Source organism: Parasaccharibacter sp. TMW2.1882, from assembly GCF_023337635.1.
Classification (GTDB): Bacteria; Pseudomonadota; Alphaproteobacteria; order Acetobacterales; family Acetobacteraceae; genus Bombella; species Bombella apis.
In genome coordinates, this window is record NZ_NWUT01000001.1 from 697,053 (window position 1) to 722,198 (window position 25,146).

20 protein-coding genes are annotated in these 25,146 nt (G+C 62.0%); 5 read left to right on the forward strand and 15 right to left on the reverse strand.

Annotation, left to right across the window (positions count from 1 at the left end; translation table 11 throughout):
- Positions 1-144: 144 nt before the first annotated feature.
- Positions 145-1,038, reverse strand: coding sequence for a ferredoxin--NADP reductase (locus tag CO583_RS03290; RefSeq protein ID WP_081562988.1), 894 nt, complete (start codon positions 1,036-1,038; stop codon positions 145-147).
- A 194-nt stretch (positions 1,039-1,232) separates the two neighbouring features.
- Between CO583_RS03290 and CO583_RS03295 the strand changes: the two genes are divergently transcribed.
- Positions 1,233-3,719: a helicase-related protein gene (locus CO583_RS03295; RefSeq protein ID WP_248630395.1), complete on the forward strand. Its 2,487-nt coding sequence runs from the start codon at positions 1,233-1,235 to the stop codon at positions 3,717-3,719.
- A 69-nt stretch (positions 3,720-3,788) separates the two neighbouring features.
- Here CO583_RS03295 and CO583_RS03300 read toward each other — a convergent pair whose 3' ends face one another.
- The 9 genes from CO583_RS03300 to CO583_RS03340 form a co-directional block, all read right to left on the reverse strand.
- Positions 3,789-4,895, reverse strand: coding sequence for a hypothetical protein (locus tag CO583_RS03300; protein ID WP_052349118.1), 1,107 nt, complete (start codon positions 4,893-4,895; stop codon positions 3,789-3,791).
- A gap of 195 nt (positions 4,896-5,090) precedes the next feature.
- Positions 5,091-6,356: a serine--tRNA ligase gene (serS, locus tag CO583_RS03305; protein WP_248630394.1), complete on the reverse strand. Its 1,266-nt coding sequence runs from the start codon at positions 6,354-6,356 to the stop codon at positions 5,091-5,093.
- A 79-nt stretch (positions 6,357-6,435) separates the two neighbouring features.
- Positions 6,436-7,215: a twin-arginine translocase subunit TatC gene (tatC, locus tag CO583_RS03310; RefSeq protein WP_249103225.1), complete on the reverse strand. Its 780-nt coding sequence runs from the start codon at positions 7,213-7,215 to the stop codon at positions 6,436-6,438.
- A gap of 118 nt (positions 7,216-7,333) precedes the next feature.
- A complete protein-coding gene (gene tatB / locus CO583_RS03315; protein WP_052349119.1) occupies positions 7,334-7,957 on the reverse strand; it encodes a Sec-independent protein translocase protein TatB in 624 nt (207 codons plus the stop codon).
- A gap of 16 nt (positions 7,958-7,973) precedes the next feature.
- Positions 7,974-8,606 (reverse strand): SMC-Scp complex subunit ScpB, encoded by a 633-nt coding sequence (gene scpB, locus CO583_RS03320; protein ID WP_081562985.1) that lies wholly within the window; start codon positions 8,604-8,606, stop codon positions 7,974-7,976.
- Positions 8,599-9,360 carry a ScpA family protein gene (locus CO583_RS03325; protein WP_081562984.1) on the reverse strand — a complete coding sequence of 254 codons (762 nt, stop codon included), beginning with the start codon at positions 9,358-9,360 and terminating at the stop codon, positions 8,599-8,601. The genes scpB and CO583_RS03325 overlap by 8 nt, the downstream gene beginning before the upstream one ends.
- An 18-nt stretch (positions 9,361-9,378) precedes the next feature.
- Positions 9,379-10,557 (reverse strand): SPOR domain-containing protein, encoded by a 1,179-nt coding sequence (locus CO583_RS03330; RefSeq protein ID WP_248630391.1) that lies wholly within the window; start codon positions 10,555-10,557, stop codon positions 9,379-9,381.
- A gap of 3 nt (positions 10,558-10,560) precedes the next feature.
- Entirely contained in the window at positions 10,561-12,372 is a 1,812-nt protein-coding gene (gene argS, locus CO583_RS03335; RefSeq protein ID WP_408902051.1) for an arginine--tRNA ligase, read from the reverse strand.
- 180 nt (positions 12,373-12,552) lie between these two features.
- A complete protein-coding gene (locus CO583_RS03340) occupies positions 12,553-13,728 on the reverse strand; it encodes a deoxyguanosinetriphosphate triphosphohydrolase (protein WP_248630390.1) in 1,176 nt (391 codons plus the stop codon).
- Between the two features lie 145 nt (positions 13,729-13,873).
- Between CO583_RS03340 and CO583_RS03345 the strand changes: the two genes are divergently transcribed.
- Complete coding sequence (locus CO583_RS03345) at positions 13,874-14,209, forward strand: iron-sulfur cluster assembly accessory protein (protein ID WP_248630389.1); 336 nt, start codon at positions 13,874-13,876, stop codon at positions 14,207-14,209.
- 27 nt (positions 14,210-14,236) lie between these two features.
- Entirely contained in the window at positions 14,237-15,007 is a 771-nt protein-coding gene (gene xth, locus CO583_RS03350) for an exodeoxyribonuclease III (protein ID WP_248630388.1), read from the forward strand.
- On the opposite strand, the gene CO583_RS03355 is transcribed toward xth, so the two are convergent.
- The 5 genes from CO583_RS03355 to CO583_RS03375 all read right to left on the reverse strand — a co-directional run bounded on the left by CO583_RS03355 (position 15,004) and on the right by CO583_RS03375 (position 21,803).
- A complete protein-coding gene (locus CO583_RS03355; RefSeq protein WP_248630387.1) occupies positions 15,004-15,819 on the reverse strand; it encodes a nucleotidyltransferase domain-containing protein in 816 nt (271 codons plus the stop codon). The two genes, xth and CO583_RS03355, sit on opposite strands and share 4 nt — an antisense overlap.
- 135 nt (positions 15,820-15,954) lie before the next feature.
- On the reverse strand, positions 15,955-17,775 hold the full coding sequence (aspS, locus tag CO583_RS03360; protein WP_248630386.1) for an aspartate--tRNA ligase: 1,821 nt from the start codon (positions 17,773-17,775) through the stop codon (positions 15,955-15,957).
- A 192-nt stretch (positions 17,776-17,967) separates the two neighbouring features.
- Positions 17,968-18,918, reverse strand: a complete 951-nt coding sequence (locus tag CO583_RS03365) for a GNAT family N-acetyltransferase (protein ID WP_081562980.1) — start codon at positions 18,916-18,918, stop codon at positions 17,968-17,970.
- Between the two features lie 332 nt (positions 18,919-19,250).
- Complete coding sequence (locus CO583_RS03370; protein ID WP_081562979.1) at positions 19,251-20,867, reverse strand: FAD-dependent oxidoreductase; 1,617 nt, start codon at positions 20,865-20,867, stop codon at positions 19,251-19,253.
- A gap of 150 nt (positions 20,868-21,017) precedes the next feature.
- A complete protein-coding gene (locus tag CO583_RS03375) occupies positions 21,018-21,803 on the reverse strand; it encodes a DUF2076 domain-containing protein (protein ID WP_043560769.1) in 786 nt (261 codons plus the stop codon).
- A gap of 278 nt (positions 21,804-22,081) precedes the next feature.
- Between CO583_RS03375 and CO583_RS03380 the strand changes: the two genes are divergently transcribed.
- On the forward strand, positions 22,082-22,978 hold the full coding sequence (locus CO583_RS03380) for a glycine--tRNA ligase subunit alpha (protein WP_081562978.1): 897 nt from the start codon (positions 22,082-22,084) through the stop codon (positions 22,976-22,978).
- Positions 22,971-25,076, forward strand: a complete 2,106-nt coding sequence (gene glyS / locus CO583_RS03385; protein ID WP_248630385.1) for a glycine--tRNA ligase subunit beta — start codon at positions 22,971-22,973, stop codon at positions 25,074-25,076. The genes CO583_RS03380 and glyS overlap by 8 nt, the downstream gene beginning before the upstream one ends.
- The last annotated feature ends 70 nt before the right edge of the window (positions 25,077-25,146 follow it).

Here is a 25,146-nt window from a genome sequence, read left to right on the forward strand (position 1 = left end):
CCTGCATGACCCGTTTCCACCAGATAGCAGAACGGGCAGGCCCGAGGGGCTTCAACGATGCGTGAGGGGCCCCGCCACACATCGCCTACTCATACCCGCTCGAACCTGCCCGCTTACGGGTCCGCTGATTTTACAGCCTCGCCTTTACCGCTCGGCAAAAGCCTTTTCGACCACATAGGAGCCCTGACGGCTCATGTTGCCTTCCTCAAAGCCACGCTCTTCCAGCAGCTTCTGGGTATCGGCCAGCATCTCCGGGGACCCGCAGATCATCACGCGGTCATGCTCGGGGTCCAGCTCGTCAATGTTCAGGTCACGGAAGATGCGCCCGTTATTGATCAGGGCCGTGATGCGCTCCTGCACGGGGAACTCCTCACGGGTGACAGCCGGATAATATTTCAGCTTGGCGGCCACGTCCTCACCGAGGAACTCATGTTTGGGCAGGATGTTCGTGATGTAGTCCCGATAGGCCAGCTCGCCACGCTCACGCACCGTATGGGTGAGAATCACGTTCTCATAACGGTCATAGGCGTCCGGGTCCTTGATGAGGCTCAGGAACGGCGCAAGACCTGTCCCGGTGGAGAGGAAATACAGATTGCGGCCCGGCTTCAGGTTGTCCAGCAGCAGGGTCCCCACCGGCTTGCGGCCGATCAGCACCGTGTCACCCACCTTGACGTGACGCAGGCGGGAGGTCAGCGGACCATTCTCCACGGCAATGGAGAGGAACTCCATCTGGTCCTCATAGTTGGCGGAAGCAAGAGAATAGGCACGCAGCAGCGGCTTGCCCTCCACCTCGATGCCAATCATCGCAAACTGGCCGTTGGAGAAACGCAGGCCAGGGTCACGAGTCGTTGTAAAGCTGAAAAGGCGGTTCGTCCAGTGATGGACCTGCTGGACCTTGGCCGGATAGAGATGACCATATTCCTTGGTCGGTTCGGCAAGGCGGTACTGGCCCTCGTGCCCCTCAAAGGGAACCAGGCCGGTCAACGGCTCATCAATCACAGGTGTGGGGGCGGATTCAGCGGGGTAAGGCGTGCTCATGATCCGTCGTCATCTCCAGAAATGCAAAAATCACATCATGTTCAGTCAACAGGGCACGGCACCACCCGGAGACCGGGGGCACCGACCGGCATGTTCGACAACATGCCTTTCTTTTACCCGATTGTCACCAGAAACGGGACGCCATGCCCCCTTTTCTCTTGACTTCCCGGCCCTGCCCTCCTGAAAACACCTGCATGACAGACAGTTCCCAGCCCCACGATCCCTCCTCCTTCACCCCCGCCTCCCCGGCAGAACGTGCCCTCGAACAGGCTGAATCTGCCTTTGGGGCGCACCTGGCCATCACCCCACGGGAACGGGCCTCCCTCCTGCGGCAGGTCGCCCGCCGGCTGGGAGCCGACAAGACGGAGATCAACGAGGCCGAGCTGCTCCATGCGCTCTGCCAGGTCCGCCGCCGCAGCTGGGCCAGTGGCATGATGAACCGTGCCCATCGCAACGGAGATGTCTGGGTCCGCAAGGCCGATGTCCTTCTGGCGGCCGAACGCATCAGCGATCCGCTGATTGACGAGAACGGCCAGAACGCCGTGCTGGAAAGCGTGCTGGAAGAACGCTGGCGGGACATGGCAGACACCCCCCTGCGGGTGCTGGACGACATGCGGGCGGACTTTGCCGATGTCGGCACCTTCCTCTCCGGCACGCAGATTGAACGGCTCTCCCACAGCATCGCCCGGGCCTTTGGTGGCGTGGACCTTGGCTTCGAGGATGAGATGATCCTTGAGGAGGAACGCCGGGCACGGGAGCAGGAAGATATCCGGGCTAGGGCCGAAGCCCGCCGGGCACGGGAACTCCAGAAGATCAGGGACTGGGAAGCCACCCTTGTCGGCTTCGAGAAGGTTCCTGCCCTGCTGCACTGCTCCCGCCGGGAGGCCCTGCGCTGGATCGCCGAGAACCGCATCCCCGTCGCCAAGCGGGACATGCAGCCGGACGGGCTGGAAATTTTCCATTTCGACCCGGCAGAGCTGAAAAAATGCCGCCCCCTGCTCAACAGCTGGCGACGTGGCACGGGCCAGAAGGAGAGTGACGGCTATGATGACAGCCCGCAGGCCCGCAAGGGCAATGCGGCCATCGCCCGTGTCGCCGCACTGGACCGCTTCGCCGCCCATTTCCGCACTGCCCGTGCGCTGAAACGCCGCATCACGCTGGTGACCGGCCCGACCAATTCCGGCAAGTCCCACACGGCACTGGAGGCCCTCTCCCAGGCAGAGAGCGGTCTGGCCCTCGCCCCCCTCCGGCTGCTGGCCCATGAATTCCGGGAAGCCATGCTCAGCCGGGGTGTTCCGGCCTCACTGACAACCGGAGAAGAACGCATCATCGACCCCACGGCCCGCCATCTGGCCGCCACGGTGGAGATGTGCCCCTTCAGCAACCCTGTTGACGTAGCCATCATTGATGAGGCCCAGATGCTCAGCGACCCGGACCGGGGAGCGGCGTGGACGGCCGCCATCATGGGCGTTCCGGCACGGCACGTCTTCATCCTCGGAGCGGCGGACTGCATCCCGCTCGTCAAGCGCATTGCCGAACTCTGCAATGACCCGGTGGATGAGATCCATCTGGAGCGCAAAAGCCCGCTCCGCCCCGCCGGAACACTGGCCCTGACGGACCTGCGGGCCGGTGATGCCCTCATCGCCTTTTCCCGCCGGGACGTGCTGGACCTCCGGGCCGAACTGATGGCCCATAACCGCCGGGTCGCCGTCATCTATGGTGCCCTAAGCCCGGAAGTCCGCCGGGCCGAGGCCGCCCGCTTCAACCGGGGTGAAGCGGACATCCTCATCGCGACGGATGCCATCGGCATGGGCCTCAACCTCTCCATCCGCCGGGTGGTGTTCAGCACGCTGCGCAAATATGACGGACGGCAGACACGCAACCTTGTCTCGCAGGAAGTCAAACAGATCGGTGGACGGGCAGGCCGTTTCGGCAAGCATGAGGAAGGACTGGTCTGCGTGCTGGAAGGGGCAGGCCGCCCCAGCTTCATCCGCCAGATGCTGGACGCTCCGCCGGAACCCACGCTGGAACTCCGCCCCCTCGTCCAGCCCGATGCGGACATCGTGCAGGCCGTTGCGCAGGAAATGGGATCAGACAGCCTTTACGGCGTGCTGACCCGCATCAAGCGGGCCGTCCTCCGCCCTGATGACCCAAATTACCGTCTGGCCGACATGGAGCAGGCTCTGGAAATTGCCGCCGCACTGGAAGGCGTGGACGGGCTGGACCTCTCCACCCGCTGGACCTACGCCATGTGCCCGATCAACACACGGGACAACGGCATCCCCCGCCTTGTGGAATGGGCCGCCCTCCATGCCCGTGGGCAGCGCATCTTCCCCCCCGGCACGGGCCGCCTCCCCGCTGCGGCCACGGCCGGGCGGGAAGAGCTGGAACGGGCCGAGAAACGCCATCGTCGCCTTGTCACATGGCGGTGGCTGGCCATGCGCTTCCCGGAGAACTATCCGGAACTCATCGTTGCCGAACGCAATGCCGCCATTCTCGATGAATGGATCGAACAGGTTCTCCGCACCCAGAGCCGGATGCGTGAATCCTCCCGCCGTCATCAGGGCCGCCGGACTGGCCCTCCCGGGCGCCAGGAAAACCATGGTCGGCCCAAAGGGCCACGAGGCAAGGCTGGAGGCTTCGAGAAGAAAAAACCACACAAACGGCGCAGGAAGGAATAATCCACCACAAAAAACGGGCGGGCCTTTCACAAGGCACGCCCGTTCCTGTTTCAGGTCAGCCAGTCAGCCTCAGCGGCTGGGAATGGTGACCATGGCCCCCTTGGCAGAAGCTGTCTCCGCAATGGCATGAATGAACTGAAGCATCGAAAAAGCCAGCTTGCTGGCCAGATCATCCTTGGCAATCCAGTACCATGATCCCTCATACTCGACGGAGGTATAAGCCTGCTCGTTGCTGGGTTTCTCCGGACTGCAATGAATGATGATGGCCGGCTGCGGTTCGTTCGGACCACGGACCACGGACGGAGCCGTCACGCCCTTGTCCACCATCTTCTGCGGCACTTCCATCGTGCTCGCAACGTCTTCCCAGATCGACAGCATGGAACGTGTCACCATCGCCACCTGGCCCGGATGATCCGCCGTACGGCCATAGATGACCTCGGCCTGTTCACAGCCCGGCGGAAGCTGGAGAGCCTGCCGCACCTGCCCCTGAAGCTCGGTAATCTCCGGCGCACTGCTGTGGGGCAGCAGGATGAAGGTCCGTTCTGGCTGAGCGGGTTGCGTCTTGGTTGCCGGTGTCGGCGCAATGCTCCGGATACTCAGCGCATTGCCTGCCTGGAGTTTCCGCAGTGCCCGCAGCAGATAGGTGAAACGGATGGAAGCTTCCTTGCCTTCCGTCCCGGCAATCGTGCTGGTCGTGTTGCTGGCTGGACCGATGGACTGCATCGTCATCTGCAACAGCGTATCGACCGGCAGACCGCTGGAAATCAGCGGCAGAAGCGTCTGCGGTGAGATGGGCCGCAGGATGTTGACCGAGAACTGCATCCCGGAAACCGGCTGATACGTCACCGTCGGGCTGTCACTATAGGAATAGCCCAGCGAGCCGCCCAGTGTTCCCCCGGCACCCTGAATCCAGGGCGTACCGCTGATGTTCGCACTGGTATTCGTCTCTGCCGTATAGGCCGAGATGATCTGTGTCGGTTCGATCAATGTAGGTGACAGGGAATAGCGGAGCTGCACGATGTTGAAGAGCATCTCCTGATTCTGCTGCCGACTCATCTCCTTCTCATAATCCAGCCGGTCGCGCCGCATGTTGTGTGGCCCGATAGATGATGAGCAGGCAGACAGGGCCAATGTACCCACAGCAAAGGCACATCCCAGAGAACGAAGCAGTGTCATGAGTTATCCTGAAAAACAAAATATGCCAGAGCGTCCATGCCGCCTGCACATGATCAAGTCCACGACATCTATCACACGCCCCCCGCCACTGACCAGCAAGCAGGCTCATGACTCAATGGAAATATTTTTCAGGCCTCAAGCACCATCAGGCAATCATCCCTATCCCAGCCGATACGGATGATCCCTCCTGCTTTTTCAGGCCCGGATGACGTCCAGACCACCCATGTAGTGGCGCAGAACCTCCGGCACCCTGATGCTGCCATCTTCCTGCTGGTGGACTTCCATCAGGGCGATCATGACCCGGCCCACAGCAAGGCCGGAGCCGTTGAGGGTATGGACGAAAACCGTCGTCTTCTCCCGGCGCATCCGGGCATTCATGCGGCGGGCCTGAAAGTCCCTCGTGTTGGAGCAGGACGACACCTCACGCCATGCCTGCTGCCCCGGCAGCCAAGCTTCCAGATCGTACGTCTTTGCCGCACCAAAGCCCGTATCCCCGGCACAGAGCAGCACCCGGCGGAAGGGCAGGCCCAGCCTTCCCAACACCGTTTCCGCAGCACGGGTCATGCGCTCATGCTCCGCCTCGCTCTCCTCTGGTGCCACAACGGACACCAGCTCACATTTGGTAAACTGATGCTGACGGAGCATCCCCCGCACGTCCCGCCCTGCCGACCCGGCCTCGGACCGGAAACAGGTGGAAAGGGTCGTCATGCGGCGTGGCAGGCTCTCGGCGGGCAGGATGTCCCCCATGACGGAGGCCGTCAGCGGCACTTCACCGGTCGGGATCAGCCAGCGGCCATCATCGGTATGGAAGGAATCCTCGGCAAATTTCGGCAGCTTGTCCGTGCCATACATGGCTGCATCATTGACGAGCAGAGGGACAGTCACTTCCTCATAACCGAATTCACCCGTATGGGTATCCAGCATGAACTGCCCCAGTGCCCGCTCCAGCCGGGCCAGGGCGCCCCGCAGCATCACGAAGCGGGACCCGGCAATTTTTCCCGCGGAGGGGAAGTCCATCATGCCCAGAGCCTCGCCCAGCTCGAAATGCTGCTTCGCCTCGAAAGCGAAGGACGGTACCTCCCCCCGCTGATGCACGACCACATTATCGTTTTCATCCCGGCCATCAGGCACGCCCGCATCCAGCTGGTTCGGCAGGCTCTGGAGAACGTCATCAATACGCTTCTGTATCTCATTGGCCCGGGCTTCCAGCGTGGTGATCTGGTCCCGCAGGGCGGCACCACGGGCCTCGATCCCGGCCGTATCCTCACCTTTGCGCTTGGCCTGTCCGATTTCCTTGGCCAGCCCTTTTCTCTGTCCCTGTGCCTCCTGCAACTCGGCCAGGGCGGCACGGCGCTGCTCATCCTCCTTCACGAGGGATTCAGCCACGGCGGGCAGGCCACGACGGGCAAGGGCGGCATCAAAAGCGGCGGGGTCTGCACGTAGGGCTTTGAGGTCATGCATGGGTCGGGATACTCCGCTGGGTCTCTACAACTGTCAGGGTCTGTCTATACCAGTTTCCCCTGCCGGGGAAATGTCGCCTTCAGGCGGCGTCCCCACGCTCGGGCAGGGCCTCATCATCATCGGCCGTAACCGGCTTCGGCTCGACCATGCGGGCGGCAAGGATGGACACCTCGTACAGCCCGACCAGCGGTATGGCCAGCCCAAGCATGGTGATGGCATCCGGCGGGGCGATGACCGCCGCAATGGCGAAGGCGCCGACATAGGCATAACGGCGGATGCGCCGCAGCAGGGCCGTACCCACCAGTCCGGCCCGGACCAGAAGGGTCAGCACCACAGGCAGCTCGAAACAGATGCCAAAGGCCATGATCATCTTCGTGACCAGATTCAGATATTCCGACACGCGGGCCTGAAGTTCAATCCCCATCTGGTTCTCACCACCAAGCTGCTGGAAGGACAGGAAGAACTTCCACGCAAACGGGAAGACCAGATAATAGGCCAGCGCCGCCCCGGCCAGAAACAGCAGCGGCGTGGCGATCAGGAACGGGGCGAACGCCTTCTTCTCATTGCGGTACAGACCCGGCGCAATGAATATCCATGCCTGGATGGCCATCATGGGAAAAGACAGGAAGAACGCCCCGAACACGGCCACACGCACATAGGTGAAGAAAGCCTCGTACAGGGCGGTATAGATGAGATGCGGCTGCTCGCCCTTCTGCCGCATGATGCTGGCCAGAGGCGCCGCCAGAAACCGGTATATCTCGCCGGAAAAATGATAGCAGACGAGAAAGGCCACCACAAAGGTTGCCAGAGACCAGATGAGCCGCCGCCGCAGTTCCATCAGATGATCAAGCAGGGGCATGGGCGTATCACCGGCCACGCTGCGCTCCTGCGCCTGCCCTGGCACCGTTCCGCCCCCCGGCGCCCCAGCAGGCTGCTCCACCTGCTGGGCGGGTGTCCGTGCCGTATCACCGGATGTCTCAGGCTGAACCATGCTGCGGCTCTCCTTTCATGCTCTCAGAGGGCTGGGCTGCTGTCAGGATGGCCGCACGACGACCATTATGCAGGGCAATCTCCGGCGGAAGAAATGCCGGACGGTGCCAGTAACGGGATTCCTCGATCAACCGCAGGGCTGTTGTCGGAGGAAGGATGGCCGGGGCACGCTCCAGCGCTTCTGCCTGTGCCTGCATACGGGCGTTATGAGGCTGGGCGGGGGGAACATGGGACCGGGAGCCCCCCAACTCCTCACTGCCCGGTGCGGGCGGTGGTGGAGGTGGTGGTGGTGGCGGTGGAGGCGCCATGGGCATCCCTTCCTGCCGCCCAACATCCAGCTGCCTGTCCAGCGAGCGGTCCGGGTCAATGGCCCTGCGCAGCTGCTCCCGTGGGCTGAACTGCCTGATCTCCCGCAGCTGGTCCCTCGCCTCGCTGAGATCCGCCTCCTTGACCATCTCATCAATATGCTGCTGGAACTCTGCCCCCAACCGACGGATGCCCTTTATGGCTCTGGACAGGGTCCGCATGGCTACCGGAAGGTCCTTGGGGCCGATGCAGACGAGGGCCACGATCACCAGAAGGGCAATTTCTGTCCAGCTCAGGTCGAACATCGGTGGCCATCTCCCCTCATGAAGGCTGTATGGTGTCTTCTAGCCCAGTTCCCGCCCCATCGGAAGAAGGCTCGAAAAGCAATTCCTCCCTACGGGGCAGGTCTGCAAGGCTTGCAAGGCCAAACAGTTTCAGAAACTGGGGCGTCGTTCCCCACAGTACGGGACGGCCCGGTACCTCCTTGCGACCCTTGGGCGTGATCAGCCCTTCCTCCAGCAATGTATCAAGAATGCTCTGCCCCAGCCGGACCCCGCGGATCGTCTCGATCTCCACCCGGGTGCAGGGCTGGTGATAGGCCACGATGGCCAGAGCCTCCAGTGTCCCCTGGCTCAGCCGTCTCGGCCGCTCGATCACCCGTGCCAGAGCCGGGCCGAACATGGCTCTCGTCCGAAACTGCCAGCCACCGGAAATGGCCTGAAGCTCCACCGCATGGCCCCTGTACCGCTGGGCTACCCCATCCAGCACGGCACCCGGACTGTCGGCCTGTGCCTCCAGCCCCTGCTCCCGCAGAAGCCCCACAATGCTGCTGGCCGTCACCGGCCCTGCACTGGCAAAAAGCAGAGCCTCCACGAGGCTCACAGCTCTGGCAAACTCATCCTGCCCGGCCATGTCCGGCGGGAGCTCCTGAAAGGCTGGCCCTCTCTCATTCATGCCCGGTCTCCTCTCTTTCCCGCCATTCAATAGTGCCGAAGGCCCTGTCCTGCCGCAGCTCCAGCCTGCCGCCACGAGCCATTTCCAGCCCGGCCATCAGGGCACCGGCCAAAGCAGCCCGCTTCTCCAGCGCTCCACCTTCCATCAGCTCTGGCAGAACATCTGTCAGGGACTGCCAGCCTGCCACCCGCCTGCGCCCCAGCAGGCGAGCCAGAGCCTCCCGCGCCTGCTGGGCACTCCAGTACCGTGCCACACGGGGGGAATAGGTCCGCTTGCGCCCTCCCCGCCGCCGTGCCGCCAGATAGGCCAGAACAAGGGACGGCACATCCCCCTTCAGCGGTGCCATTTCAATCCGTGTGTGATTTTCCGCCTCGGCCCGGGCGAAAACATCCCGTCCCAGCCGTGGCTGTTCCTCCAGCCAGGCGGCCGCCCGGTGCATCTGCTCCAAGTCGATCAACCGCTCATGCAGCTGGCCCGCAGCATCCTCCGCTTCATCATCCTGCTCGGCCGAGGGCAGAAGAAGGCGGGACTTCAGCCACGCCAGCCAGGCTGCCATGACGAGCCAGTCCGCCGCAATTTCCAGCCGCAGGGCCGCCGCCCCCTGCCGGGCCCGCTCCACAACCTCCAGATACTGCTCACTGAGCTGGAGAATGGAAATCTGCTGGAGGTCCACCTTCTGGGAACGTGCAAGGTCAAGCAGAAGGTCCAGCGGTCCCTCGAATCCCTCCAGCACGAGATGCAATGCGTCACTCACTGGCTGATGCTGCCACGATCAGTTCGTCGCCACGGCGCAGGCCTGTGCCTGTGCATGCAGCCGGACACAGAGCTGGCGTGCCGCCGCCCTGTCTTCGAACCCGCCTATGCGCAGCCGAATGAAGGTTTTCCCGTCCCGTTCCACCTTCCGGTAGACCGGATCATACCCTCCCAGAAGGTCGGGCAGCCTGTGGCGCAGGCGGCTCCATTCCTGCCGGGCCTGATCCTCACTGGCCAGAGCAGCAAGCTGGACCTCATACCGCCCTGCCGCACCTGTTTCAGCAGCCTTTCTGCGGGGTCCCTCAGAAGACACCATCGGGGTGGCAGGCTTTGCCCGGGCGGGTACAGGCGGCGGCAACGCCTCATCAGACACATCATCCCCAGCAGCCTTGCGGGCCGGCGGTGTCTTCCGCTTTGGCGTCTCCACCCTGCTGCTGGCCTCATCCGGGCTGTTGTCCGCCTCATCGGCCTCATCCCCAGCATCGGATGATGGCTCACGCTTCTTCGGTGCGGACACTGTGGCTGAGGACGCCCCCTTATCCGCCACATCTCCCTTTGCCGTCTGATCCGCCGTATCATCTGGCGGCAGGGACGTGCTCTGGATGTCCCCGCCCTGGGTCACGCCACCTTTTCCAGCATCCGCGTCCCCTCCGGGGGCAGCCACCTGTTTCCCGGGCGACACTGCATCCCCTGCCGGCCCGCTATTGGCAGACGCTACCTTCTGGGCCGCTTCTCCTGCCCCAGGCTCGGAGGCGGACGGTGCCAGACGACCGGCCAGCAGGCTGGCATCCGGCTGTTCAGGCGGGGGAGCCAGATGCACGGCTCCACGACCGGTCACATCGCTCTTCGTGGTGTCATCGCCCATGACCATCATGCCACCCGGATCAGCCGGACGATCCTTCACAGGGTAAGGTGGCGGACCGATGACCGGAACACCAGACGGATGATGGCTGGCCATCCAGCTCCAGACCCCACCAATCCCCAGCAGCAGCGCAGCCCCGATCACGCCAAGCAGCATCAATCCCCGTGTGCCGGACTGCCCCCCCATGAGCGACGCCAGCAGGCCTGACCGTACCTCGGCCCGTTCTCCCCGAGATTCATCAGGGCGGCTGCGGGGCGGCCTGCGGCTTCCTCCCCCCAGGCGGTCATCAGCCTGAGGGGGCGCTATGTCGTTATGGTGATCGTCCGGCATGGACATGGTTCAGCGCAGCTCCTCTACGGCTTCGACACCAAGGATGCCAAGGCCGATCCGCAATGTTGAGGCAATGGCGGCCACGAGGGCCAGCCGGGCCTTGCTGGCCTCCGGTGCATCATCCTGGATGAAACGCAGGCTGGTTTCCTCACGTCCCCGGTTCCAGAGCGCATGGAAGTCCGATGCCAGATCGATGCAGTATGTGGCGATGCGGTGCGGCTCCCGGGCAAGAGCGGCAGCCTCGACCTGCCGTGGCAGGCTGGCAATGCGGCGCAGGACGGCCAGCTCCTCATCCGCTGTCAGGATGGACAGGTCCTGCCCGGCGAGCGCCTCGTCCGTCACGGCGGCGGCACCATAGGTTTCTTCCCCCAACCGCAGGACGGACCGACAGCGTGCATGGGCATAGTTGACGTAGAAGACCGGGTTGTCCCGGGTCTGCGCCACGACGGCGTTCAGATCGAACTCCATCTGCGCATCGGCCTTGCGGGTCAGCATGGTGAAGCGCACGGCATCCCGGCCCACCTCATCAATCAGATCCCGCAGCGTGACGAAGGTTCCGGCCCGCTTGGACATGCGCACCGGCTCACCGTCCTTCACCACACGGACGATCTGGCACATGACGACCTCAAAATCCGTCTTCCCTTCCGTCAGGGCGGCGACGGCAGCCCTCATGCGGGAGACATACCCGCCATGATCGGCTCCCAGAACATCGATCAGCAGATCGGAGCGGGACGCCTTGCGGGCGTGATAGCCGACATCATTGGCGAAGTAGGTGTTGGACCCGTCAGACTTCCGCAGGGCACGGTCCTGATCGTCACCGAATTCGGTGGAACGGAACAGCGTCTGCGGGCGGGCTTCCCAGTCTTCCAGCTTCTTGCCCTTGGGGGGCTCCAGCACGCCTTCGTAAAGCAGGCCACGCGTCTCAAGGCTGGCAATGGCGGCATCAACCTCGCCGCTCTTCAGCACTTCGGCCTCGCTGCTGAAAATCTCGTGATGGATACCCAGAGCGGCAAGATCATCCCGGATCATGCCCATCATGTGCTCAAGGGCTTCCGCACGGACGGTCCCGAACCATGTGTCTACCGGGGCCACGCCACCATCGGCGGATGCGAGGGAGCGACCATGCTTTTCGGCCAGTGCCTGCCCGACGGCAATGAGATACTCACCCTGATATTGCAGTCCGCTGGGTGCCAGCTCTCCGAATTCCTCGGCAGGAATATCCGTACCGATGGCCTGAAGGTAGCGCCAGTAGGCGGCCCATGTCAGGGCGATGACCTGTGCCCCGGCATCATTGACATAATACTCCCGTGTGACCCTGAAACCTGCCGCCTCCAGCAGGTTGGCCAGCGCATCCCCCACAACAGCACCACGGCAATGACCGACATGCATCGGGCCTGTCGGGTTGGCGGACACATATTCCACATTGGCACGGCGCCCCGCCCCGAGGGTGGACCGCCCATAGGCGGCCCCACGCTTCAGCACGGCCCGGGCGACATCGTGGAACAGCTCCGGCTTCAGCGTCATGTTCACGAAGCCCGGACCGGCCATCTCCACATGGGCGATCTCCGGCAGGGCGGCCAGCTCGGCCACCAGCTCCCTGGCGATTTCGAACGGCTTGCGCTTTGCGGGCTTGGCGGCCAGCAGGGCGGCATTGGTGGCCATGTCCCCATGGGCGGCATCACGGGGAGGCGTGACCTCCACCCGGGCTGCGACATCGTCCGGCAGGTCTGGCAGAACGGCCTTGAGAGCTGTTACGACCTTCTCCCGCATGATGGCGAAAAGACAATCCGGGGATGATGCTGTCGGGGCAATGCCGGCCATATTCTGCAACTTTCTCTATCCAACCTGTCAAAATCCCCTGAAAGGGGGTCATGATCCACTACATGACAGGCCACCAGAACTGCCTGCCATCCTTGTTCCGTGCCACTATAAAAGCCACCGCCTCTTTTTGGAACAGCCCAGCAGGCACTCGCTGCCAGAACAGGCGATTCTTGCAACCTCTTACCCCAGAACGGACAGGTCCATCAGGCGGCGATGTTCCTCCATGGCGAAACGGTCTGTCATCCCGGCAATATAATCAGCCACGACACGACGTGCAGCAGCCTCGTTGCCTGCACGTCGCCGCTCCAGGGCCAGCTCCTGCCAGGGCGTGGGCAGAAGTTCCGGCTCATCCCCCAGAATGGCACATATGTCGGCCAGAGCGATGCGGGCCTTGCGGGTCATCCGCCGGACACGCCAGTGGCGATACATCCGGGCGTGAAGGAATGTGCGGATTTCCTTGTTCCGGTCTGCCATTTCCGGAGAGAATTCGACGATGGCACGACCCGCATGGCGTACGTCATCGGCACTCTGCGGCTTCAGCTCATCCAGAACTTTCCGGCTCTGTTCAATCAGGTCGCTGACGAGCCGATTGATGACACGCCGGACCGTTTCATGACGGATACGCTGGTCACGGTCGAACGCTCCATGCCCTGACCAGTTCAGAGACCGGGCCTCCTCGAGGCAGGTTTTCAGCAGGGGAACCGCCTCGATGTCCTCAAAACTCAGAAGACCGGCACGGAGACCATCATCAAGGTCATGCCCGTGATAGGCCACGTCGTCACAGATGGCGGCTATCTGCGCTTCCACGGAGGCATGGCTGGAGAGTTCCAGCGGGTAGCGCCCATCAAAACTGGCCAGCCACGGTGCAGGACGGCGGACAGGCCCGTGATGTTTCGCCAGCCCCTCCAGCGTTTCCCATGTCAGGTTGAGGCCGTCGAAACCATGATAGCGGGCCTCGATCTCGGTGACCTGCCGGAGGGACTGGATATTGTGGTCGAACCCGCCCCAGTCCTTCATGGCGGCCTGCAACGCATCCTCACCGGCATGACCGAAAGGCGTATGGCCAAGGTCATGCGCCAGGGCGATCACCTCCGCAAGGTCCTCGTTGACACCGAGTGTCCGGGCAATGGAACGGGAAATCTGGGCAACTTCCAGCGAATGGGTCAGGCGGGTACGGAAGAAATCCCCCTCGTGATTGAGGAAGACCTGCGTCTTGTACTGCAGCTGGCGGAAACCGGATGAATGAAGCACCCTGTCCCTGTCCCGCTGCCACGGCGTGCGGGTGCGGCTTTCCTCCTCGGCAAACTGACGCCCACGGGCACCCTGCCGCTGCACTGCGTATCTGGCCATTTCCATCTGCCATCCCCATATCCGAGCGGGCCGCACGAAGCATACAGCCTTTCCGGTTTCGATTCTTGGCGGCCGGCCTTATAGTGTCAACATCTCTCCGCCATGTATGCTGCAATGGCGTGAAATTTTGTGATGATTATGGAGATTGTCCGTGGCCGATTTTAGCATTTCAGGGGCGGCAGCTGCCCGCATTGCAGAGATCATCAGCCAGCAGTCCGAACCGGACGGCATGGCCCTGCGTGTGTCCGTTCTCGCCGGAGGATGCAATGGCTTCCAGTACCAGTTCAAACTGGTGCGGGAGAAAAAGGTTGGTGACCATCTGATCGAAAAGGACGGGGCCCGCGTGTTCATCGACCCCGTCAGCTTCGACCTTCTGGAAGGGGCCGAGCTGGACTTCATCGACAAGCTGATGGGTGCCCATTTCACCGTCAACAACCCCAATGCCGCCTCATCCTGCGGGTGTGGCAGCAGCTTCTCCCTCGCCTGACTTTTCACTCTGGAGGCCCGCCACCCCATGTCCCTGACCTTTGCCAGCTGGAACATCAACTCCATCCGCACCCGTGCCCATCTGGTAAAGGACTGGCTGGACCGTAACCCGGACTGCACCCTGCTGTGCCTTCAGGAGATCAAGTGCGAGGCGCACCAGTTTCCGAAACTCTTTGAGGAAGCCGGATTTCACGTCGCCGTGGCGGGGCAGAAGGCCTATAATGGAGTGGCTCTCATCAGCCGTGTCCCTCTGACCGTCACGACCGATCATCTGCCCGGCTTCGAGAGTGACGAGGCCCGCTACATCGAGACGGAGCTTGAAGGGGTCACCATCGGCAATCTCTACCTGCCCAATGGCAATTCAGGCGGGGACGCCGGTTTCGCCAAAAAGCTGAACTTTCTTGAGGCCCTGCACCAGCGGTCCCTGACCCTGCAGAAAGAGGAACGATCCTTTGCCTTCATCGGGGATTACAATGTCTGCCCGACAGAAGAGGATTACGCCCCCAAGGCCCTGTCCCCGGGCGATGCCCTGCTCCGCCCGGAAAGCCGTGCGGGCTTCCGCCGCCTTCTCTGGTCCGGTCTGACGGACGCCTTGCGCTGCCTGCACCCTGCGGGGCGGCATTACACGTTCTGGGACTATCAGGCCGGAGCCTACCAGCGCAATTCCGGCCTGCGGATCGACCATGCCCTGCTCTCCCCCCGCCTTGCCGACCGCCTGACCGGCTTCACCATCGACAAGGACGAACGGGGACGGGAAAAGCCATCCGACCATGTGCCGGTAGTGGTCAGCCTTTCCTAGAACTCGGCTTTCACCAGCTTCCGAAACAAGGCTTCGGCCTGCTCGTGCACGTCCATGCCCGGCCTTGGCAGGGTCATGGCCTCGGCGTAAGCAAATTCGGCTTCGATCAGCTCATTCACGGCAGGAATGGAGGGGCCGCTCTGCTGCTCCCGGCTTCTGGACTTGAGGTGCAGCAGCTCCCGGATGGGCCTGAGCACGGCGGCCGGAAGGTCGCAGCCCTGACAGAGGGCCTGAAAGTTCATCGGAGGCTGGCCATGCTCATGCAGGCGCATCCAGCGTAAGGCCATGGCTGGACGAAGTGCATAGAAGAGCCGCTTGTAATGCGTGCTGCCATCCTCCCGGATCGCCCGTCTCCAGCTGTTGCGGCCCAGATTCAGGTAGTGAAGCTGGCAGCTCAGTCCAGCTTCGACCTGTCTGGCAAAAGCAGCCAGCTCATCCGCTTCCTCCCGCCACAGATAACGCACCGGGCTGACCAGCCACTCCATCAGGGTTGGATTGGGTTTCGTCAGCAGGTTCAGGGCCTTGCGCAGGTCCCAGCCATTCACGTCCAGATCATCGGAAATGGGCAGCTCGATCACGTCCCGGCCCGGCTTCAGGGACAGGTACCAGTCCAGCCTGTGACGGTAGATGAAGCGGACATCGTAGTCACTGTCCGGTGAGGGAAAGCCCCAGGCCCGGCTACCACTTTCCACAGCGAACAGGATGTCAACATCATGGTCCCGCTCGATCTGACGCAGGATGGTCATGACCTCCTCCCGTATGTCCGGTGCAATTTCCGGCGCATAATCCGGCATGATCTCATCAAAATTCATGACAGGTCTCCTTCCCTTTCTTTCCCAGAATGGGACAGAGCGGCGCAGGAAGAAACACCTGACACGAAAAAGGCCGGAGCGGATCGCGCCGCCCCGGCCTTGCCCGGATCAGATCAACAGATCAGAGAACCAGAATCAGCCCTGCTTTTCCTGAGCTTTGCTGCCACCAGCAGAGGGCTTCGGCTTGGGCAGGTCCAGCTTGAGGGAAAGTTCCTTCAGGCGGGCAGGCTCGACCGGAGCCGGAGCTTCCATCATCAGGTCCTCACCGCTCTGGTTCAGCGGGAAGAGAATGACCTCACGGATGTTCGGCTCATCGGCCAGCAGCATGACGATACGGTCCACACCTGGCGCAGCGCCACCATGCGGCGGGGCACCATAACGAAACGCATTGAGCATCCCGCCAAAGCGGGCCTCCACCACATCCGGGCCATAACCGGCGATCTCGAAGGCCCGCAGCATCACGTCCGGCAGGTGGTTACGCACGGCACCGGAGGACAGCTCCACACCGTTACAGACGATGTCGTACTGATAGGCCTTGATGGTCAGCGGGTCCTGCGTGTTCAGGGCTTCCAGACCGCCCTGCGGCATGGAGAACGGATTGTGGGAGAAGTCGATCTCGCCCGTTTCCTCGTTGCGCTCATACATCGGGAAGTCCACGACCCAGCAGAAGCGGAAGGCATTCTTCTCGATGAGATCCAGATCGGTCGCCACCTTCGTCCGCACCACGCCGGAGAACTTGACGACCTCATCCCCCTTGCCCGCTGCAAAGAAGACCGCATCACCGGCCTTCAGGCCGCAGATTTTACGGATTTTCTCGACACGGTCAGCTTCCAGGTTCTTGGCGATCGGCCCCTTGCCACCTTCCTCATCAAAGATGATGTAACCGAGGCCCCCAGCCCCCTGATCCCGTGCCCAGTTATTGAGCTTGTCGAAGAACGCCCGGGGGCGGCTGCCCGCACCCGGTGCGGGGATGGCACGCACACGGCCACCAGAGGCTGCAATGCGGGCGAACAGACCGAAGCCGGAGTCAGCGAACTGTTCCGTCACGTCCCTGATGATGAGCGGGTTGCGGAGGTCCGGCTTGTCAGACCCGTAATCCCGCATCGCATCGGCATACGGGATGCGGGGGAAGGCCCCGTCCGTGATCTTCCAGCCTTCCGGTGTGAATTCGTTGAACACGCCAGCCAGAACCGGCTCCAGCACGCTGAAGATGTCTTCCTGCGTGACGAAGGACATCTCGAAATCGAGCTGATAGAACTCGCCAGGGCTGCGGTCCGCACGGGAGGCCTCATCACGGAAGCAGGGGGCGATCTGGAAATAACGGTCGAACCCGGCCACCATCGCCAGCTGCTTGAATTGCTGCGGAGCCTGCGGCAGGGCGTAGAACTTGCCGGGATGCAGACGGGCCGGAACGAGGAAGTCCCGTGCGCCTTCCGGGGAGGAGGCCGTCAGGATGGGAGTCTGGAATTCCGTGAAGCCCTGCTCGACCATGCGGCGGCGCAGGCTGGTGATGACCTGGCTGCGCAGCATGATGTTGCGGTGCATCTTCTCCCGGCGCAGGTCGATGTAACGGTATTTCAGGCGCAGGTCCTCGGGATAGTTCTCCTGCCCGGCCACCTGGAAGGGCAGAACCTCCGCCCGGGACTGCACGTCAATCCCGCTGGCCCGGACCTCCACATCACCCGTTGGCAGGGAAGGGTTGCGCTGCCCCTCCTCACGCACCACGACCTCACCCGTCACGGTGATGACGCTCTCTACCCGCAGACGCTCGGCCTGTTCCAGCAGCGCCCCTTCGGACGGAACGACGATCTGCGTCACGCCATAATTGTCCCGCAGGTCGATGAAGAGCAGCCCGCCATGGTCACGCTTGCTGTGAATCCAGCCCGACAGCCGTACGGTCCTGCCTGCATCATCAGCACGCAGGGCGTTGCAGAAATGGGTACGGTACTGATGCATGAATTCAAACCTCGTCAATCTGTCTGTGACCCGGCTCCGCACAGGCTGTGCCCAATGCTCCGGCTCGCTACATGGAATGGCGGCCACGCCCTGAACGCAGCTCTCCCCGTAAGGGATTTCCTACCCCAATCGTGGTGGAAAAGCCAATCCTAATCAGCGCCACCACCCCGGAACCAGGGCCAGATGATGACCTCAGAAAAGATCGTAACCCCGGTACTTCCTGAGCACATGCCGCCGGACAACATTGATGAGACGGCACTTCATGGCGTAAAGGGGCGTCTCGAAGCGGATTTCCGGCCTTATGACCGGCTTCTGCCCGAAACTGGCCAGCATCTTGGCCGTTCTGACAGACCCGAAACCATCGAAATCAAAAATCAGGTTGCGCCTCTTGGCTTCCTCGATCGCCTTCCAGATCAGCAGCATGTTCATGCCCGGCACTCTGGAGCGGCGGACACGGACGGCCTGCCAGTAGTACAGCACCCTGTCATCCCAGACGAGCAGGGCTGCCGAGACGGGCACGCCCCCATCATGAGCATAGAGCGCCATGGCCTGGTCCCGATTACGGGCCTCCGTAAACAGGTCTTCCAGCAGGGCATAGTCATGATGGTTCTGTGGCAGTTCCTGCCTGACCAGGTCGATGAACGGAGCCACATCCCCAGACTGCTGGACAGTGAGTTTTTTATCCGCCGTGCGGATGAGGTTGCGGGTCTTCTGGTCACAATCCTGCCAGGCCATGTCCAGCGTTTTTTCAGGCATGATGCGGAAGGTGAAATCCTGGTACACCCTGAACCCAGCCAGCCTGAACGCAAAGGAGGACGCATTGTCGGGGTCCAGATAGAAATGGACACCATGATATTTGGGCAGGCTGGCAACGGTCCTGTCCACGACATGCCTGATATTTTGCTCCTGGCGAAATGTTTTTGAGGGGGGCAGAGCAAAATCCGGCCCCAGCGTGCGGGTATATTTGGGCATCCTGATGACAGGAGAGCCAAGCCTCTTTTTCATTACGAAAGGAAAACGGGAAACAACCCTGCCCCCCATTTCCACATCAATGAAGGACACTGCCTGCCGACTGGCCGTAGCAAGCCACCATTCCTGATGAAAAATGGAAGTATGCGGACGAGACGGTGCAGTATCTGGCATAATATCTCAATACATGTTGTAACAAAAGAATGGATGGCGCCTCATAGCACTTGCATAATCATATAAAAATTAATTATTTTTTTAATTTGCAAATCCAGACCACATGATACATCCATAATGTATCATGAATATTTCTCTTTTGTAAAAACAGTACTTACAATTATTGCAGAACAGATACGAAGACTCTCACTTGTACCCACGGCATGAGCATGAGCTGACAGTCATGCCATCCCATGTCCCCCTCTCCCGACAAAACAGCTGCGGAAACAGAAAACGGCTGCCCTGCAGAAGGCAGCCGTTAACCATGTGGAACAAACAGGATGCAAGCCCTATCACACGATGCTTGTCCGCACCTCTTTTGCAACGAACCCATCAAAATCGACCGCAGCACGAGCCATGGCGGAAGACCGGCCAGCCGAAACCAGCGCCACCACCTTCTGCCCCCTCATGTAAGCCGCCATGAAGTCGAACCCGCTCAAGTCCCCTTCTATCAGGACCCGGTCGAACGGCTCTCCCCACCCCATATATTCCAGCTTTTTGCCGAACTGCTGGGTCCAGTACCAGGGGATGGGCATGGGCTGCCGGGACAGACCAAGAATGGTCCGGGCAGCGGCCCGCCCCTCTATCTGCGCCTGACGCCAGTGTTCAATGCGACAAAGCGTTCCTTCATGCTGGAAGGCGGCCACATCCCCCGCCGCATAAATGCCGGGCAGAACCCGCATGTCCTCATCCACAACAATGCCAGACACCCCACCATCAGCGTCCGTCCCAACATCATCAGGCAGGAAACTGCGGCATGGCTCATTGCCGACAGCCACCAGAACATGGGTGCAGGGCAGCTTCATGCCATCATCAAGCTCGATGCCCTCCACATGGTCCTTTCCGTATATGTTCACCACTTCACTATCCGTGATGAAAGCTACGCCATTGTCAGCGTGCAGGCGCAGCAGGATGCGCCCGACCTCCCGCCCCCACTGGGCCTCCATGGGAATGACCTGCTCCGGGGCAATCACCGTCACACCAGCCCCTTTCTGCCGCAGGGCAGAAGCCAGCTCCAACGTGGTCAGCCCGCCACCTATCAGCACGACAGCCTGCTCCCCCGTGATCTCCTCTGCAATCTGGCGGGCATCTTGCACGCCATGCATGGTCATCACCCCGGTCAGCTCGATGCCGGGAAGATCCGGCTTCGCAGGCCGCCCCCCTGTCGTGATCAGCACATGGTCCGCACTGTAATCCCGCCCGTCAGCCAGTTCGACACGCTTTGCCGTGCAGTCCAGACTGGTGATTGTCCCCTGCACACGGGTGATCTCATGATGGGCAAAAAAAGCATCATTCAGCAGCAGCGGAGGCTGAACCTTGTCCGGCCCCCCAAGAAAAATGCCCTTGCTGAGCGATGGACGGTCATAAGGAGGCAGGCTCTCATCTCCGATGAGGATGATGCTACCGGCAAAACCCTCCTCACGCAGGGTATAGATGGCACTGGCTGCCGCCGCACCACCACCCAGCACCAGCACGGAACTGTCCTCCATGCAGGGCTCAGGAACTCTGGCAGGCAAAGGACTGACCCCGACCAGCACCCGCCCCTCCACGAGGCGGACAGGATAGACGGGCAGGCCAGAAAAGGCGACCGGCTCCTTCACCCGGCCATCCCGTACGCCAAACACCGCCTTATGCCACGGGCAGACAATCACATCACCGTGAGCCTTGCTGTAACAGTGCAGACGCCCCCGCAGCGGCGCCCCCTTGTGCGGGCAACGCCCCCCCAGCGCATGAACCTCCCCCCCGACACGCACGAGAGCAATGGACTGCTCCTTGATGATGACAGAAAAAACCTCTCCTTCCCTGACATCCTCAACAGCAGCCACATCATACAGGGTCCGGTCCGGCTGCTGGTCCGGTGTCTCAGCGCTGGCATCAGGCCCGAGAACGGGCTGGGGGGCTTTTTCCATAACTCTCTGTCCTGTCCCTTTCTGTCAGCCCCCGGCGGTCACATAGCCTGTTCCGAACAGGGGGCCATCACGGCCGGAATATGTACTCCATGATGACAAGACGGGGCCCCTGAAGGCCCCGCCTGCATCATGCTCCGTTCGGAGCCGATCTCAGAAAAAATCGTCCCTGTCGATGTCATCACCACCGAAGCCACCGCCATTATCAACCGGCGCATCCTGCGGGCCAAAATCCTGCGGAGAGAACCCTGCGGCATCTGTCCCGCTTCCGGCAAACGGATCAGAATAATTGTCCCCATAATTGTTGATGATGGTCGTTTCACTGCCAAAACCATCGCCAGCACCACCGACACCTTCATGGCCATGCTCCCCGGAGAACAGACCCTCCAGCGCATGGGCCGCCATCATCCCGCCTGCGACACCGGCCGCCGTGGACAGGGCAGACCCCAGAAAGCCGGAACCGGACCGCCCGAACATACCCGGCTGATAACCCGGTGGCGGGGCATAACTCCGCCCCATCTCCGGCGCAGCAGCACCAGAGGCAGGCCCCCAGCCCGGTGGCAGGGAGGCCCCGCGAGGCGGTGGAGCGGACGCAGAAGCCCCCCGACCGAACAGCCCGGAGAAGAACCCACCTGACTGCTGCCCCGGCTGACTGGCCTGCTGCTGGAGCTGGGCGATCTGCCCCCTCGCCTGCTGGAGCTGGAACTCCAGATCACGGATGCGGGCCTGCGCCTGGGAGAGAGCCGCCTCCTGCACGACAGCCAGCTGCGTGATACGGTAGCGGGCCTCCGGGAAACGCTGGAAATTCTCGGCGATGAAACGGTCTGCCTCCGGGTCGATCGGCGGCAGGGACGCCGGGCTCTGGCCATTCGGCAGCCCCACGCCTCCCCCAACACGGGCAACAAAGCGACTTATGAGATCACGTTCTTCCGAGTTCATGGGCGTGCTGTCCTTCACAACTGCTCAGCAGCCCCCGCCCGCCCGGGCGGGGCGCGACATGGGCGCTGTCTCTTCATGCCACATGATATGATACAGCTCTCCATCCCCCGCAAGGGTCTTGGCCCCCTCTTCTCCCGGCAGAGGCCCACAGAATGCACCTGCCGTAAAGACCATCTTAAGAAACCACCCTGCACGGCGGCAACTTCTTTACCCTCTCCCACCCCTACCCGCTGGTGATCCGGCCTCTCATCCTGTAATATGCAGACATCTTTACGTTAATGGAGCCTAGTGAATTGTCCACATCCCGGCCCCCCTGCTTTCAGGATCTGATCCTGCGCCTTCATCAGTTCTGGTCACAGAAGGGCTGTGCCATTCTCCAGCCTTACGATACTGAACTGGGTGCGGGTACACTGTCCCCTCACACGACCCTGCGTGCACTGGGCCGCAAGCCGTGGGCTGCCGCCTATGTGCAGCCCTGCCGCCGCCCGTCCGACGGCCGTTATGGCGAGAACCCGAACCGCCTCCAGCATTATTACCAGTATCAGGTGCTGCTCAAACCCACCCCGCAGGAAAGCCAGGACCTGCTGCTGGAAAGCTACCGGGCCATCGGGATCGACCCGGAAAAGCACGACATCCGTTTCGTGGAGGATGACTGGGAAAACCCCACCATCGGGGCCTGGGGGCTGGGCTGGGAGGTCTGGTGCGACGGCATGGAAGTCACACAGTTTACCTACTTCCAGCAGGTTGGTGGCATCCCGACCGTCGTTCCCTCCACCGAGCTGACCTACGGGCTGGAACGTCTGGCCATGTATGTGCAGGGGGTCGAGAATGTCTATGACCTCGACTTCAATGGCCGGGGCCTGACCTATGGAGATGTCTTCCTCCGGGCAGAGCGGGACTATTCACGGCACAATTTCGAGCTGGCCGATACGGACATGCTCCTTGCCCAGTTCCGGGCGGCCGAGGCTGAGTCCATCCGCCTCTCCGAAGCTGGCGTGGCCCAGCCCGCCTATGACCAGTGCCTGAAGGCCTCCCATCTGTTCAATCTGCTGGATGCACGAGGGGTCATTTCTGTTTCAGAACGTGCCTCCTATATCGGGCGTGTACGCACCCTGGCCAAAGCTGCCTGCGAAGCATGGCTTGCTGGAGACGAGGAGGAAACCACCCATGGCTGAACTGCTTCTTGACCTCTTCTGCGAGGAAATCCCCTCCGGGATGCAGGCCCGTGCTGCCGAGGACCTCGCCCGCCTGCTGGAACAGGCCCTCGCCGATCTGAACCCCCGCAACATCCGCAGCTTTCATGGTGCCCGCCACATTGCGGCCAGCCTCGAGGTGGATGAGAGCATCCCCACCCGCACCATTTCCGAGCGTGGCCCCCGGGAAAATGCCCCGGAAAAGGCCCTTGCCGGGTTCTCCCGCAAACATGGCGTCAGCCCCGATAAGCTGACGAAGGAAAACGGTTTCTGGGTTCTCAACCGTACCCTGCCGCCAGTCAGGGCGGCGGAGCTGGTTGCCGAACAGCTGCCGGACCTCCTCTGGAAGTTCCCGTGGCCCAAGGCCATGCGCTGGGGCAATGGCTCCCTCTTCACCTGGGTACGCCCGCTCCATCACATTGTCTGCCTGCTGGATGGCCAGACAGTTCCCTTCACCCTGGCCCGTCAGGATGACGACGCCCACGGGCTGAAGAGCGGCAACGTGACCGAAGGCCACCGCATCCTCTCCCCCGGCACGTTCACCGTCACCGGCACGGAACAGTGGCTGAAGGAGCTGGAAGCCCGCCACGTCGTCATCAACGAGGAGAAACGGGCCGATCTCATCCGTCAGGGTGTCCATGCGCTCGCTGATGAGAAGGGGCTGGCGCTTGTCGAGGATGAAGGGCTGGTCCGTGAGGTCAGCGGGCTGGTGGAATATCCCGTGCCCCTGCTGGGCCGCATCGATGATGCCTTCATGGACCTTCCACCGGAAGTCATGCAGGTCTCCATGCGGGTCAACCAGCGGTACTTTGCCCTGCGCACGAAAGACGGCAAAGCCGCTCCCTATTTCGCCTTCGTGGCCAACCAGACCTTCAGCGATGGCGGCACGCTCTGCATCGCCGGAAATGAGCGTGTCCTGCGGGCCCGCTTCGCCGATGCCCGCCATTTCTGGGACCTCGACCGCAAGACGAAACTGGCCGACCGTGTCGAGGCCCTGAAGCCCGTCACCTTCCATGCGAAACTGGGCACTCAGGAAGAGCGGGCACGGCGCATCAGCACTCTGGCAGGCATCATCGCCACGGCCATGCAGCTGAGTGACGCACAGATGAAACACGCCGAACGGGCCGGTCTGCTCGCCAAGGCCGACCTGACGACCGGCATGGTCGGTGAGTTCCCCGAGCTTCAGGGCGTGATGGGCGGCTATTACGCCGCCCATGATGGTGAAGCCCCGGAAGTAGCCCAGGCCGTTGCCGAACATTACATGCCCCGTGGGTTGCAGGATGGCACGGCCAATGCTCCCGTCTCTGTTGCCGTCGCTCTGGCGGACCGGCTGGACATGCTGGCGGGGTTCTTCGCTATCGGGGAAACCCCCACCGGCTCTGGTGATCCTTATGGTCTGCGCCGTGCCGCCCTTGGGGTGATCCGCACCATCCGGGACAATGGCCTGCGTATCGATCTCGGCAGCCTGCTCTCCAGAGCAGCCGAGGCCTATGCCGGGAAGGAGGGCAAGGATTCCGCTCTGGGTGAGCTGGAACCCTTCTTCACCGACAGGCTCCGGGTCCAGCTCCGCAATGAAGGACGCCGTCACGACGTGCTGGATGCCACGCTGGCCGTCACACAGGTGCAGGAAAACAGGAGCCTCTTCACCGATCATCTGGATGGCGACCTGGTCCGCCTGCTCAGCCGTGTGGAGGCCCTGTCCGACATGATGGGCACGGAAGACGGGCAGAACCTTCTGGCAGCCTACCGCCGGGCCACGAACATCCTGCGCATCGAGGAGAAAAAGGACGGCCCGCACCATCAGGCCCCTGAAGCGGCACTCTATGTACAGGATGAGGAACGTGACCTGGATGCGGCCCTGAATGAAGCCGGGCCGAAGATCACGGCCAGTCTGGCCGATGATGACTTCACCAGTGCCATGCAGCATCTCGCCGCCCTGCGTCCGATCATGGACCGCTTCTTCGAGGCTGTGACCGTCAATGCGGAAGATGCTGGCCAGCGTCTCAACCGTCTGCGCCTGCTGTCGGCCTTCAGCCGCAGTGGCCAGCTGATTGCTGATTTTGGCCGGATCGAAGGCTGAGCTTCAGTCTCACAAACAGGCTACGATAAAAAGGCCGGTGGGAGCGTTCTCTCACCGGCCTTTTTTATGT

Excerpts from the sequence above, each read along its gene's own strand:
- aspS (WP_248630386.1), bottom strand. The coding sequence starts at position 17,775 with ATGCATCAGTACCGTACCCATTTCTGCAACGCCCTGCGTGCTGATGAT.
- xth (WP_248630388.1), top strand. The coding sequence starts at position 14,237 with ATGTCCCTGACCTTTGCCAGCTGGAACATCAACTCCATCCGCACCCGT.
- argS (WP_408902051.1), bottom strand. The coding sequence starts at position 12,372 with ATGGCCGGCATTGCCCCGACAGCATCATCCCCGGATTGTCTTTTCGCC.
- CO583_RS03380 (WP_081562978.1), top strand. The coding sequence starts at position 22,082 with ATGGAGCCTAGTGAATTGTCCACATCCCGGCCCCCCTGCTTTCAGGAT.
- CO583_RS03290 (WP_081562988.1), bottom strand. The coding sequence starts at position 1,038 with ATGAGCACGCCTTACCCCGCTGAATCCGCCCCCACACCTGTGATTGAT.
- CO583_RS03365 (WP_081562980.1), bottom strand. The coding sequence starts at position 18,918 with ATGCCAGATACTGCACCGTCTCGTCCGCATACTTCCATTTTTCATCAG.
- glyS (WP_248630385.1), top strand. The coding sequence starts at position 22,971 with ATGGCTGAACTGCTTCTTGACCTCTTCTGCGAGGAAATCCCCTCCGGG.
- CO583_RS03300 (WP_052349118.1), bottom strand. The coding sequence starts at position 4,895 with ATGACACTGCTTCGTTCTCTGGGATGTGCCTTTGCTGTGGGTACATTG.
- scpB (WP_081562985.1), bottom strand. The coding sequence starts at position 8,606 with ATGAATGAGAGAGGGCCAGCCTTTCAGGAGCTCCCGCCGGACATGGCC.
- CO583_RS03340 (WP_248630390.1), bottom strand. The coding sequence starts at position 13,728 with ATGGAAATGGCCAGATACGCAGTGCAGCGGCAGGGTGCCCGTGGGCGT.
- tatB (WP_052349119.1), bottom strand. The coding sequence starts at position 7,957 with ATGTTCGACCTGAGCTGGACAGAAATTGCCCTTCTGGTGATCGTGGCC.
- CO583_RS03330 (WP_248630391.1), bottom strand. The coding sequence starts at position 10,557 with ATGTCCATGCCGGACGATCACCATAACGACATAGCGCCCCCTCAGGCT.
- CO583_RS03370 (WP_081562979.1), bottom strand. The coding sequence starts at position 20,867 with ATGGAAAAAGCCCCCCAGCCCGTTCTCGGGCCTGATGCCAGCGCTGAG.
- CO583_RS03355 (WP_248630387.1), bottom strand. The coding sequence starts at position 15,819 with ATGAATTTTGATGAGATCATGCCGGATTATGCGCCGGAAATTGCACCG.
- CO583_RS03295 (WP_248630395.1), top strand. The coding sequence starts at position 1,233 with ATGACAGACAGTTCCCAGCCCCACGATCCCTCCTCCTTCACCCCCGCC.
- tatC (WP_249103225.1), bottom strand. The coding sequence starts at position 7,215 with ATGCCCCTGCTTGATCATCTGATGGAACTGCGGCGGCGGCTCATCTGG.
- CO583_RS03375 (WP_043560769.1), bottom strand. The coding sequence starts at position 21,803 with ATGAACTCGGAAGAACGTGATCTCATAAGTCGCTTTGTTGCCCGTGTT.
- serS (WP_248630394.1), bottom strand. The coding sequence starts at position 6,356 with ATGCATGACCTCAAAGCCCTACGTGCAGACCCCGCCGCTTTTGATGCC.